12 protein-coding genes and 1 pseudogene are annotated in these 12,716 nt (G+C 38.4%); 5 read left to right on the top strand and 8 right to left on the bottom strand.

Annotation, left to right across the window (positions count from 1 at the left end):
- The first annotated feature begins 81 nt into the window (after nucleotides 1-81).
- Nucleotides 82-1,485 carry an aminotransferase-like domain-containing protein gene (locus tag AC3IT7_RS15200; RefSeq protein ID WP_489250051.1) on the top strand — a complete coding sequence of 468 codons (1,404 nt, stop codon included), beginning with the start codon at nucleotides 82-84 and terminating at the stop codon, nucleotides 1,483-1,485.
- Nucleotides 1,486-1,719: 234 nt separating this feature from the next.
- Here the strand turns inward: AC3IT7_RS15200 and AC3IT7_RS15195 are convergent, their stop codons facing one another.
- The gene (locus AC3IT7_RS15195; protein ID WP_205668336.1) at nucleotides 1,720-2,289 is read right to left on the bottom strand and encodes a recombinase family protein; all 570 of its coding nucleotides are present in this window, start codon (nucleotides 2,287-2,289) and stop codon (nucleotides 1,720-1,722) included.
- Nucleotides 2,290-2,525: 236 nt separating this feature from the next.
- On the opposite strand from AC3IT7_RS15195, the gene AC3IT7_RS15190 reads away from it, so the two are divergent.
- The gene (locus tag AC3IT7_RS15190) at nucleotides 2,526-3,026 is read left to right on the top strand and encodes a hypothetical protein (protein ID WP_228273485.1); all 501 of its coding nucleotides are present in this window, start codon (nucleotides 2,526-2,528) and stop codon (nucleotides 3,024-3,026) included.
- 182 nt (nucleotides 3,027-3,208) lie between these two features.
- Here the strand turns inward: AC3IT7_RS15190 and AC3IT7_RS15185 are convergent, their stop codons facing one another.
- The gene (locus AC3IT7_RS15185) at nucleotides 3,209-4,324 is read right to left on the bottom strand and encodes an MBL fold metallo-hydrolase (protein ID WP_154773766.1); all 1,116 of its coding nucleotides are present in this window, start codon (nucleotides 4,322-4,324) and stop codon (nucleotides 3,209-3,211) included.
- A gap of 77 nt (nucleotides 4,325-4,401) precedes the next feature.
- On the bottom strand, nucleotides 4,402-5,448 hold the full coding sequence (locus AC3IT7_RS15180; RefSeq protein ID WP_154773765.1) for an alpha/beta hydrolase: 1,047 nt from the start codon (nucleotides 5,446-5,448) through the stop codon (nucleotides 4,402-4,404).
- Between the two features lie 518 nt (nucleotides 5,449-5,966).
- Between AC3IT7_RS15180 and AC3IT7_RS15175 the strand changes: the two genes are divergently transcribed.
- Nucleotides 5,967-7,157, top strand: coding sequence for an MFS transporter (locus AC3IT7_RS15175; protein WP_154773764.1), 1,191 nt, complete (start codon nucleotides 5,967-5,969; stop codon nucleotides 7,155-7,157).
- A 206-nt stretch (nucleotides 7,158-7,363) separates the two neighbouring features.
- Here the strand turns inward: AC3IT7_RS15175 and AC3IT7_RS15170 are convergent, their stop codons facing one another.
- Nucleotides 7,364-7,696, bottom strand: a complete 333-nt coding sequence (locus AC3IT7_RS15170; protein ID WP_131319475.1) for a hypothetical protein — start codon at nucleotides 7,694-7,696, stop codon at nucleotides 7,364-7,366.
- A gap of 30 nt (nucleotides 7,697-7,726) precedes the next feature.
- Nucleotides 7,727-8,431 carry a DUF6973 domain-containing protein gene (locus AC3IT7_RS15165; protein WP_489250050.1) on the bottom strand — a complete coding sequence of 235 codons (705 nt, stop codon included), beginning with the start codon at nucleotides 8,429-8,431 and terminating at the stop codon, nucleotides 7,727-7,729.
- A gap of 303 nt (nucleotides 8,432-8,734) precedes the next feature.
- Here AC3IT7_RS15165 and AC3IT7_RS15160 point away from each other — a divergent pair, with 303 nt between their 5' ends.
- A complete protein-coding gene (locus AC3IT7_RS15160; RefSeq protein ID WP_489250049.1) occupies nucleotides 8,735-9,208 on the top strand; it encodes a cyclophilin-like fold protein in 474 nt (157 codons plus the stop codon).
- A 57-nt stretch (nucleotides 9,209-9,265) separates the two neighbouring features.
- On the opposite strand, the gene AC3IT7_RS15155 is transcribed toward AC3IT7_RS15160, so the two are convergent.
- Nucleotides 9,266-10,312 carry an NAD(P)-dependent alcohol dehydrogenase gene (locus AC3IT7_RS15155; protein ID WP_489250048.1) on the bottom strand — a complete coding sequence of 349 codons (1,047 nt, stop codon included), beginning with the start codon at nucleotides 10,310-10,312 and terminating at the stop codon, nucleotides 9,266-9,268.
- 127 nt (nucleotides 10,313-10,439) lie between these two features.
- Nucleotides 10,440-11,084, bottom strand: coding sequence for an NAD(P)H-binding protein (locus AC3IT7_RS15150; RefSeq protein WP_154773761.1), 645 nt, complete (start codon nucleotides 11,082-11,084; stop codon nucleotides 10,440-10,442).
- Nucleotides 11,085-11,235: 151 nt separating this feature from the next.
- Here AC3IT7_RS15150 and AC3IT7_RS15145 point away from each other — a divergent pair, with 151 nt between their 5' ends.
- A complete protein-coding gene (locus AC3IT7_RS15145; RefSeq protein ID WP_489250047.1) occupies nucleotides 11,236-12,132 on the top strand; it encodes a LysR family transcriptional regulator in 897 nt (298 codons plus the stop codon).
- Nucleotides 12,133-12,188: 56 nt separating this feature from the next.
- On the opposite strand, the pseudogene AC3IT7_RS15140 reads toward AC3IT7_RS15145, so the two are convergent.
- A pseudogene (locus AC3IT7_RS15140) lies at nucleotides 12,189-12,701 on the bottom strand (IS3-like element ISAba29 family transposase); the annotation flags it as partial.
- Between the last annotated feature and the right edge of the window lie 15 nt (nucleotides 12,702-12,716).

Genomic DNA, 12,716 nt, shown 5'->3' with positions numbered 1-12,716 from the left:
TGGCCTATTAAAAGCATATTTGATAAAACCTCGGATAGCCATGTAATCACGGCTATCCCTTTCTCATAAGAGCATGTCCTTATGTATAAATCAGAACAACTCGCTTTAAGCCTCAAACATCTTATTGAAACAGGGGCTTGGAAGGCAGATGAGAAACTTCCCTCTTTAAGACAACAAGTCGAAATTTCTGGATTTAGCTTAATGACAGTTTTGAATGCCTATCAGGAACTGGAAGCACGAGGTCTGATCTATTCAAAAGAAAAATTAGGTTACTTTGTTGCAGAAAATCCCTTACAAGCTGCACTCGCAAAAAAAGTCATTGTGAATGAAAAAATTGAGATTAACTCACTGGTATTCCGTTATTTAAAATCCATTCAATCTGAAAAAATTATTCCCTTAGGAAGTGCCTTTCCCGATAGCCAACTGCTTTACTCCCCAAAGCTGATGAAGACCTTAGCACAACAAGCAAAATACCGAGTCAGCTATGAGCAAATGCCGAGCTTACCGCCTGGAAACTACGAGCTCCGGAAACTGATCGCTCAACGCTATTGTATGCAAGGTATTCCCACCGATTCTTCGGATATTGTAATTACTTCAGGTGGACTGGATGCTTTAAATCTATCCTTAAGAGCTATGACCCAAGCAGGTGATTATATCCTCCTACAAGAAACGATTTTCTATGGAGCATGGCAAGCAGCCGAAAATTTAGGGTTAAAAGTTATCACCATTCCAGAACACCCATTACATGGGATGGATTTAGAGGCCTTTAAAAAAGCCATTACAAGCTATCCAATTAAAGTCTGTCTACTGATGCTGAACAGCCATAATCCAATTGGATTTACAGTCAGTGACGAGATTAAATTTGAATTGGCTAAACTGTTACATCAGCATGAAATTTTTTTGATTGAAGATGATGTCTATGAAGAGCTTTATTATGATCAAAAACGACCTCTATCCATGAAGTATTATGATCAGCAAAACTTTGTCTTGCACTGCTCTTCTTTTTCCAAAACTTTGGGAGCAGGTTTCCGTGTTGGCTGGGTATATGCAGGGAAGTTTTCTGAACATATACAACATCTACAATTGATGAGTACCATTTCAGTGAACTCCTTCATTCAAAATGCATTGGTGGATTACCTTTCCCACCGTCATTATGAAAAACATTTAAAAGGTCTACGCACAACCTTAAAACGCCTTAAAAATCAGTATTTTCAGTATCTCAACAAGAACTTACCTGAAAATTGTACGGTGCATTATTATCCCTCTGGTTATTTTCTGTGGGTGACGCTCCCTGAAGAGGTGGATAGTAGCCACATTTATGAAAAAATGATCCAGAACAAGATTGGAATTGCGCCCAGCATTCTTTTTTATCGTAAGAATAAAAAGCAAAATCACATCCGTATCAACTGTTCCTTCGAAATGAATGAAGCCATCATCCAAGCACTTGATCTCTTAATTGAACAAATTTCCGAGATGCAGTCATGAGCTGCAGAAATAGGAACAAATAAGAGAATTTGAAATTTTTAAATATAGCCAGAAAGCCAGCATGAATGCAGGCCTTGTTTAAGATTAGAAACTATAACTAACTCCAAACTTTGCAGTACGAGGTTGGAGGAATTAACCCTACTACCCTCATCTCCAAGCTAAAAAAATTTGAAATTAAATACGAGGTTAAACGCTAGGTTTTTATCACATGACTCTTATCAAGTCCCTTAGGCACTAATCTTCTCTTCTAGACAAATATCGATATACAGCCTGCCGGCTGATACCAAATGCTTTTGCTAGATCAACTTTGGATGAATACTTCTTTTCATCCCAAGCTTGTCGCAGGGCTTGAGCTTGATCAGGATTTAATTTATGGATACGACCTTTATATTTTCCCTGAGCAGCTGCGATCTTAATCCCTTCTTTCTGACGTTCTAAAATAATTTCCCGCTCAAATTGGGCAAAAGCTCCCATGAGCTGCAACATCAGGTTATCCATCGGAGTAGCCTGGGCAGTGAAGGTAATATTTTCTTTGACAAACTGGATGGCAACCCCCCTCTTGACGAGCTGATCAACTTCAGTAACTAAATCTTTTAGACTACGAGCGAAACGATCCATGGAATGAACAACAATCATGTCCCCTTCACGTACATAGCTGAGCATTTCCTGAAATTTCGGTCGGGCAGTGTTTTTTCCAGAAGCCTTATCAATAAAAATCCGGTCGACTTCAATTCCCTCAAGTTGACGTCCAGTATTTTGCTCGGCTGAACTGACTCGGACATAGCCTAATTTTTGACCTTTCACGCTTTCACACCCCAATTGGATAAAAATGAACACTTTTGTAAATTATAAATCTTAAATATCAAAGTAACATGTTGTATATGGTTAAAAATCATTTAAATGATACATGATTTTACCAACTTTCAAATTGTTACTTTAGGGTACACTCTAAAGATACATTAAAGCTTATAAAATACGATAAGTGACTTTTGCAAGATATCTTATATTCGAATCAGTCATCTTAAAAATGGGTTTGCCTTATGTCTAGAATTTTGGTGGCTATTCAGACTAAGGTTACTTTAATTGCCAAAGTCATTGAGCGTGGAACAGTACGATTAACAGAGCAACAAGATTTTGTACCGCCCGAACCCCTGCCACTAGGATGGCAATACGCTAAAGAGCGAAATGAGCAAGTCATACGTTTAGATCACAAGATGTACGAAACAGACAAATCAGAAAATTATGATCTAGATGTGCTTAAAAATCTGATGGATCAGGATATGTCGGCTGCAATGCTGTATGTGAAAAAGTGGATTGTTCAGGATGAAAGAGTTAGACGCAAAGATCCTTTGGATAATGCATTATGGTTGTATTTAGAAGCACGTAAAATTGCCAATAAGCAGAAGAATCTGCTTGAGGAGTGCTTATTTCAGCAACGATTGACTAATTTACTTAAGGGGCGAAATAAACATTATGAAAAGAATTTAATAACATTAAGAAAACTTGCAGCAAAACTTTCTAAGCAAAAAATCGTGAAATAAAAAAATGACGTATTGTTCAAATAGCTAAAGAACCTTTTTCATAATTAATGGATAGATAGCTAGTCACCTAAAGATATTAGGTTTTTTTAAATTTCTAGCTGAGGCATTCACTTTTTTGCGCTGATATATCAAAAATAGAACACTCAGCTAGAAAACTGGGAATAATGTAGTGGAATAATCCTTTATTTCTCCCACCACGCTGAAAACTCATTTTTTTGACCATCTAGCCAAATTGGTTGCCCAATCTTAGGTGTATATATTGGCAACTTCGCTTTCTCACTGGCTTTAACTGCACGTTGAAAAGGTTCATCCCAGGCATGTGGTGAAAGAGAAAACCGCCCAATATGCATTGGCATAATGGCTTTAGCCTTTAAATCGACCGCTGCCTGCACGGCCTCTTCTGGGTTCATGTGGATGAGTGGCCAACGAGGATCGTATTGCCCGCTATCCAGCATCACTAGGTCAAAACTACCTAACTTGGATGCAATCTGCTGAAAGTGTGGGCCGTAGCCACTGTCACCACCGAAATAAATTTTGTGGTTTGGCGTTTCTAGAGCATAGCTGGCCCATAAGGTTTTATTACGGGTAAAAGTCCGTCCTGAATAATGGCGAGCAGGTAAAATATGAATGTTTAGCCCAGTATCAGTTCTCAGGGTATCAAACCAGTCATTTTCATGGATTTTTGATAAAGGATAACCCCAGTATTCAAAATGTGAACCGATACCAAGCGGTACGATGACATTTTTAACCTTATCCTTGAGCTGGGTTACGGTCGCATAGTCCAGATGGTCATAGTGATCGTGGGAAATGAGTAGATAGTCAATCTCAGGAATATCTTTAGCTTTATATAGCGTACTTCCCTTAAATGCTTTCACTAAAAATGAGAAAGGTGCAGCATGGTCACTAAGTACCGGATCAATCAGAATACGCTTTCCAGCCAACTGAATATAATAAGCAGAATGCCCTAGCCAAATCACTACATCTTGTTGTGGATTCAAAGCCAATAAATTTGTCTTAACAGTTGGAATAGTTTGTGTGGGTACAGTCTGTTGTTTCTTTGCCCAGAAATTATCCCAAAAGATTTTGAGGGTACTTTCTCCATCACTTAGCATGGGAGTTGTAACAGGATAAGCAAATTCATCCTGAATATAATGAGGAGATTGCTTGATTCGTTCCAAGCGCACCTGTTCTGGTAATTTTCCGAATTGTGGACGATGTAACGTGATATAGGCGGTAAATAGTATGCCTATACCTACTACAATCAAAATAAGGATAACTTTATATTTTTTTCTCATCATGGTTGGATAATAACCTGGGCTTTCTATAAAAAAAGCCAAGCTGACTTGAGTCTATTCAACTTGGCTAAACGATGGCCTTACTTCAAGTTTTTAGTAAAGAAGTCAGTTAACTTATCGAAAGGGATCAAATCAACACGGTCATATAGATCAACGTGGTTGGCATTCGGAACAATAAAGAGCTCTTTTGGCTGAGATGCTGCTGCATAAGCTGTTTCACTAAAATAGCGTGAATGTGCTTTTTCACCATGAACGAAAAGAATAGGACGTGGTGAAATTTCTTTAATATAAGTCAAAATTGGCATATTCATAAAAGAAATTGGAGTGGTGACAGTCCACGCATTGCCTGAATTGACTGCACGAGGATGATAGCCACGCGGAGTCATATAGTAATCATGATAATCCACTTGGAATTGGGCTTCACCACCTTTTAATACATTATAAGATGGTTGATAGGCAGGCTGTCCATTTTTCGCATCGATCCAACGTTGAGCACTGAGTTGTTCAAGGTTTTTAGCACGTTGTTCTGGAGTAACACTGTCGTTATATCCCTTAGACATCACACGTGTCATATCATACATCGTACTTGCAACAACTGCTTTTACTCGTTTATCGATTGCGGTTGCATTTAAAGCCATACCACCCCAACCACAAATTCCAATCATCCCAATACGATTTTGATCAACATTAGGTTGCAGACCAATAAAATCAACCGCAGCACTAAAGTCTTCAGTATTGATATCTGGCGAAGCAACATTTCGTGGTTCACCTCCACTTTCACCCGTATAAGATGGATCAAAGGCTAAAGTAACAAAACCACGTTCTGCCATTGTTTGAGCATAGAGTCCAGAGGACTGTTCTTTGACAGCACCAAAAGGTCCGCCTACTACAATAGCTGCAAGTTTGCCTTTTGCATTTTTGGGCTGATAAAGATCGGCAGCTAAGGTAATTCCATAACGGTTTTTAAAAGTGACTTTTTTATGCTCGACTTTGTTGCTTTGAGCAAATGTTTTGTCCCATTTATCTGTTAATTTTAACTCAGGGGCGGCGAATATACTCTGATTCATACTGAATGCTCCAATGCTAAGTACAAGCATACTCAAGGTTTTTTTCAATCGGTTTTGCATAGGATTCTCCTAGAAATTTTCATATCAACTTACTTTAGGGATTGGAGTGCCCGTGACTTTTACATGAATATCAATAGTGCTTTCTGTATTGCCACATCATCAATAGTCTTGCCGTAATTTAGCTTCTAGTGTTTCTGAAAAAGAATTGGACAGTACTTGTAATTTAGAAATCGTATAAAAGACTACAAGAACTGAGGTATTCGCCAAGGTACTATGGATACTAGGGACCTTTCAGGTTTAAAGTTTATCTAATTTGATAAAAGAGGATTAGTCTAAAAAAACTGCATAGACTTATGAGTAATATTCATGAGTGGGTGAGCTAAGTCTTTTAATTTTTAAGTATTAATAGCTTAAGAGTAAATTTTTTATTTAAATAAATAGGTGTTAGAAGTTATTAATCCTATAGCTTTAAATACTGATTCATGAATTATATACATAACTCTATTCTGTATAACACCCTTATTCTCATGTATGGTTATTTTTACAATTGACGTCTCAATTTTATATCGGGAATAATGATGTCAAGTCCTCTAGAAAAACAAGATCATATTGAACAACCCGCGTATTGGAGTGGTATTTTTGCAATGACCTTATGCGTTTTTGCATTGATTGCCTCTGAATTTATGCCCGTCAGTTTACTTACTCCAATTGCAGCAGATCTTAAAATTACTGAGGGAATGGCGGGGCAAGGAATTGCCATTTCAGGAGCGTTCGCAGTCATGACGAGTTTGACAATCTCTCGCTTGGCAGGAAAAATTAACCGCAAAACCCTATTATTAATTTTAACTGCCATCATGGCGGTGTCAGGTGCAATTGTCGCACTTGCACAAAGCTATACAATCTACATGATTGGTCGGGCACTGATCGGTATGGTAATCGGTGGCTTTTGGTCAATGTCGGCAGCGATGGCGATGCGTTTAGTGCCAAGTGCACAAGTTCCTCGTGCATTGGCGATCTTTAATAGTGGTAATGCCTTGGCTATGGTTATTGCTGCGCCTTTAGGCAGTTATCTGGGATCAATCATTGGCTGGCGTGGTGCATTTTTTAGTTTGGTTCCTGTTGCAATACTGGCACTTATCTGGCAGTGGATCAGCCTGCCATCTATGCAAGTTACATCTGAGCCAGCAGAAAAACGCCCATCAATTGTGGGATTATTACGTAATCCTGTGGTGATGATTGGCATGCTGGCAGTTAGCTTGTTCTTTATGGGACAATTCTCACTTTATACCTATGTCCGGCCATTTCTGGAAACCATCACTCAGGTTAATATTTCGATCTTGTCCCTGATTCTGCTTGGAATTGGAGTGATGGGCTTTATTGGCACCAGCGTCATTAATGCTTTCCTGAAACGTGGGTTTTATACAACCTTAATCACGATCCCAATCATGATGGCGGTCATTGCAATCAGCCTAATCTTTTTGGGGGCATGGCCAATAGTGGTCGCTGTGTTGCTGGGTATATGGGGATTTTTGGGAACGGCAGCTCCTGTAGGATGGTGGAGCTGGTTAGCCCGTACCTTGCCTAATGATGCTGAAGCTGGTGGTGGTTTAATGGTGGCAGTTGTTCAGCTCGCAATCGCATTGGGCTCAACGCTAGGTGGTATGTTATTTGACCATAGTGGTTATCAGGCGACTTTTGGGGTTAGTGCCATTATTTTAGTGATTTCTGCGATTTTAACTTCACGTCTTACCATGAAGCAAAAAAATTAAGGAAACTTAAATATGAATCTAAAAAATCGAATGAGGGTAATGTCTGTCATGGCCATAGCGGCCATGATGTATGAGAGTAATAAAGTTTCATACTAAGTATTAAACTATCATACTGAGTAATAGTGTTTAATACTCTATTATCCATAACTTTCTTAATTCTACAAAAAAACCACTTTGCAGTGGTTTTTTAAATTAATTTGATATATCTACTTGATATCAAATATAAGATTTTCTTTATCATATTTAGCAGAATATGCTACTACAGACTCAGAATGAAGTTTTTTATCTTTGTCCGTATAATTAATACTTATTGAATCCTCAGTATCTGAATACTGTATTTGATATTTATATGAAGCATTCGGTGCTAAATCACCAATAACATCTACTCTTTTTGATGTTTTATACTTAAAATTAACATTATAAACGGGACTATCAGTTTTGTTATTCACGGTGATAGTTCCATTATCTTTTTCCATAGGTGAGCAAGCCACTATAAATATACTCACCACACCTAATAAAATACCTTTATTAAAAGTCATAGACATTTCACCTTATAAATCCTAAATTTTTTATTTTTCACCGACTGAATTTGACCATACCAAGTTGCCATTTGATATGATTTTCAATCTTCCTGCCCTTACTTGAGCTTGAGTTAAACTCGCAAATGATGATTGTAAAAGCGTCGTAGGATTGTTTTTCCCTAAACTGATACCTATCGAGTTATTATAAATATCCATAGAACGTTCTGTTGCAGGCTGTCCAGTAGAACCGAACTCATGTGCATCACTCCATTTTTTTGCAAAATCGGCTCCAACATCTATTGTCATGCCAAAGTTCCAAACAGCATGTCTAAATGCATCACCATTTCCATTATGCATAACTGAACTAGTATTTACATATCTCGCTTTAGTAAGATCTATAGCAGTTTTGGCATTAGCAATACATAGTAAACCCTTAGCTCGGTTTGCATTATAAAGTGCTTGTTCTTGAGCATTTAGATAACCATTTATATATCCGTCCATATCGGTATATACAGAAGAAATTGTAGCTCTGGATGAGCGCCCCGGAGTTTGCACTACCTCTGTTTTCAATAAAGAATCGGCATATTCATTTAATTCAGCTTCACTAGCATTAGGATTTTTATCCTGAAATTCACGTAATTTTTCAGCAATATTATCAATTGAATTCGCAACAGAAGCATTATAGGTGATTACAGGTTCAGGAGAAGCAGTATTACTATCAGCAGCGTATAACTGGCCTGTTATTAAAAGCAAGAATATAAGTTTTTTTCATTTTTCAATAGTATCCTTTTAATTCGATTGATATTCCAATTTAGAATGTTTTCTGCCTTACAAAGTAATCTTTTGTTTATTTAATTTTTATAAGACTTATAAGATGAAATTAACTCATTGAGCCTAAAGCTTCATATAAGTATGAAACTTTATTACTCTAAAAAAATTTAGTAGGTCATGTTGGATTGCTTGAGTATGAGTCTTTATTTTTTTAGCTTAGGTCTTACTATGTAAAATCAAAGGGTTGAGAGTAACCCAGTATGATACTTTTTTACTCTCGCACACATGACAGGATTAAACGCCTGTAGTGAAGAGCAAGGTGCAGCAACAAATTTAGCTACAACGAATCAGGATCTAATTGGAACTGCAATCCAGCAGAACCTGGCACAACCCATCTCGAAAAAGGAACAGCTAAGTATGTGGATGACAGTTAACGGACATCGTTTTGAAGTGATTCTTGAGGATAATGTCACGACACAAGCCTTGATTGCACAACTCCCACTGACTTTGTATCTAGAAGAACTGAATGGCAATGAAAAGCATGGTCAGTTATCAGGTACTTTACCGACAGATGAAAAGCGTCCAGGCATTATTCATAATGGCGACCTTATGCTTTATGGTAATCAAACTTTAGTGGTATTTTATAAAACTTTCTCTTCAATATATTCCTATACACGGATTGGTAAATTGGAGCAGCCTGAAGAATTACAGAAAGTATTGGGCAGTGGTAATGTAGAGATCACTTTTAATAAAGATTAAATAATAAAAATCAGCTTATCGACTATAGACAAGCTGATTCCTGCTATTGTTTTTGAATCACTCGGTTAAGGTTTGATTATCAATTACAAACCGATATTTGATATCACCTTTCAACATCCGTTCATAAGCAGTATTAATCTCCTTGGCAGTAATTAATTCAATATCCGCTACAATATTATGTTCGGCACAGAAATCCAGCATTTCCTGAGTTTCTACAATACTACCAATCATTGATCCAGCAATAGATCGACGTTTCATGATGAGATTCATGACATTAGGTGACTGATGTGGAGATGCAGGTGCACCAACCAGCGTCAACGTACCGTCTCGCTTTAATAATTGAGTATAAATATCTAGATTATGGGAAGCTGCAACTGTATTTACGATTAAATCAAAACTTCTTTGATGGGTTGCCATCTCGTTTGCGTTTTTGGAGATGACAACTTCATCAGCTCCTAGAGATAAGGCTTCCTGCTTCTTCGATTCTGATGTGGTAAAAGCGACAACATAAGCCCCCATAGCATGAGCCAGCTTAATTCCCATATGTCCCAAGCCACCAATTCCTACGATACCCACTTTTTTACCTGGGCCAGCATTCCAGTGTCGTAATGGTGAATAGGTCGTAATTCCTGCACATAGTAAAGGTGCAACCTCAGCGAGTTGCTGTTCGTTATGCTTGATCTTCAACACATAGTTTTCATCAACCACGATGTCCTGAGAATAGCCGCCCAGCGTATATCCAGGTGCATCTGGGGTAGGAAAGTTATAGGTTCCGATCATGTTGTCACAGTAATTTTCCAAGCCCTCTTCACAGTCAGCACAATGACGGCAGCTATCAACAATACAGCCTACACCAACCAAATCGCCTATTTTAAATTTGGAAACATGTTCTCCGATTTCGCTTACTCGCCCCACAATCTCATGACCGGGTACACAGGGATATTGTGTACCCTCCCATTCGGAACGTACCTGATGAATATCAGAATGACAGACACCACAATATGCAATATCAATTTTAATATCATGCTGGCCCACAGCACGACGTTGGATCGTCAATTTTTCTAAAGGTGAGGTGGCTGTAATCGCACCATAGGCGTGGCTCATCTTGAATTCTCTCATGAATATGTTTAAACCATTATGGAAACTTTACGGCAGACAGATAAAGCCCCAAAATCAACATAGTGTTATGAGTAGAATTCATCAATGAACTATTACCATTCAGATATTTGATTTAACGATAGGCTGCTGGTCGATCTCCCTCTGTATTAGGTTGACTAATTCCCAGATTTTCCCTGATATGCAGTTGTGGATTCTCTACAATATTTGCGATAAAACGTCCGAGACTCGCCCGTGAGGTTTCTGTTCCCTTAAAAACTTCCCCTTTTTTCGTTAGTTGGAATTCTTCACTTGATTTGTCCGTAAGCCATACAGGACGTAAAATGGTATATTCCAGAGGAGAATGTTCAATCACTTCAGCGGTTCTTAAATTAGTTGGCCGAGTATATCCAACCACCTGCTTATCCCAGGAGTTAAAAGGTTCAGACAATTCATCATAAATACCCCCCGCACTGATCGCAATTAAACGTTTGACTCTAAGTTCCCGCATAACCTTGACGATATTTTCGGTTTTGATATCCAAATCCATACCTCCTAACGTGCTGATCACAATTTCCTGTCCCTGGATGGCAGCTCTAAGATCATCCATATTTATGGCATCTCCCTCAAATATGTTGATCTGTTTATCATCATGGACGATATGGAGCTTACTTGCCTGACGAACAAATAAACTCAGTTGTACATTCGGTTGTTTGATCAATCGTGAAATGACTTGTTGTGCTGTAACACCATTTGCACCGATCACGATCACTTTTTTCATTTCAACTTATCCATTAAATTTATATCGTTACTAGTATAAGAATGGAAAAAGAGAAGATTAAGGACTTAAAATGGAATAGAGTCATGAACAAAACTAATTAATAAGTTCTATACTGAATTCAAGCGCAATTTAAAACAGGGATACATGCATTGTGATTACAAAAGAAAATTACAACGATCTTTATGCTTTCCTGATGGTGACACGGGAGGGTGGTTTTACCAAGGCAGCAGGAAAATTGGGAGTTTCTCAATCTGCTTTAAGTCATACGATCCGAGGTCTTGAAGAACGGTTGGGGATGCTTTTGCTCACACGAACTACCCGTAGCGTTTCACCCACTGAAGCTGGAGAACGGTTAAGACAAACTATTAGTTCCAGCTTTGACCATATTGATAATGAGCTTTCACTACTTACCAAATTGAGGGACAGCCCTGCGGGAACTGTAAGAATTAACGCCAGTAGCCATGCAATCCGTCAAATTTTATTACCTAAATTACAAAAGCTGACCCAGCTTTATCCCGACATCAATGTTGAGTTAACAGCGAATAGCGGTATGGTGGATATCGTGGCAGAACGCTTTGATGCAGGTGTCCGTTTTGGTAGTCGAGTTGCTGAGGGAATGATCGCTGTTCGAATTGGCCCAGATGTTAGAATGGCTGTCGTTGCAACACCAGAATATTTTGAAAAAAATGGTAGACCGCAAACTCCCCAAGACTTATACAATCATTCATGCATTGGCTTTAGATTAATGACTCATGGAGGAATATATGCCTGGGAATTTGAACACGAGGGGTTGGAAGTCAAAATTAAAATAAATGGGCAATGGGTCTTTAATGAGTCTTATCATAGTGTGGATGCAGTTCGTTTAGGTTTGGGGGTTGCTTATATTCCTGAGGACATGATTGAGGATGATCTGCTAAGTGGTCGTTTGATCAAGGTACTTGAACCATACAGTATTCAATTTCAAGGATATCATTTGTATTATCCACATCGACGTCAACAATCTCCAGCATTGAAGTTAGTCATAGATTCTTTAAGATTTACTGGATAGACGAAAAAATTAATTATTGAACCGTACCGGGTTCGTCGGAGACTTTTTTATTTAAGTTAGGCCACCTGACCTAACGGGTTAATCTTATCATAGTACATTGCTTCAAACTCAAAAGTCGATACATAACCCAGTGCACTGTGTACACGCTTTTTATTGAACCAATCTACCCAGTTTAGTGTCGCAAGTTGTACATCTGCTAAACCTTGCCAATCTGCTTTTAGATATTCAATCACCTCTGTTTTGTATAAGCCATTCACCGTTTCAGCCAAAGCATTATCGTATGAATCACCAGTCGTACCGACTGATGCTCGTAAATTTGCTGCTTCTAAACGATTGGTATAGCGAATGGAAAGATATTGCACACCTCTGTCGGAATGATGAATCACATTCTTTGGCATTCCTCGATCGTGCAATGCTTGCTCTAATGCATCGAGCACCATATCTGTATTCATTCGTGTAGATACTTTCCAGCCAACAATTGCTCGTGAGAACACATCAATAATAAAGGCGGTATAGACCCAGCCTGAATGAGTTTGAATATACGTAAAGTCACTGACCCACAGTTGGTGGCACTGTTGCAAATA

It is taken from the genome of Acinetobacter sp. KH_038 (assembly GCF_057839405.1).
Note: the sequence above shows the minus strand (reverse complement) of the source record. Positions and strands in the feature narration are given on the sequence as shown.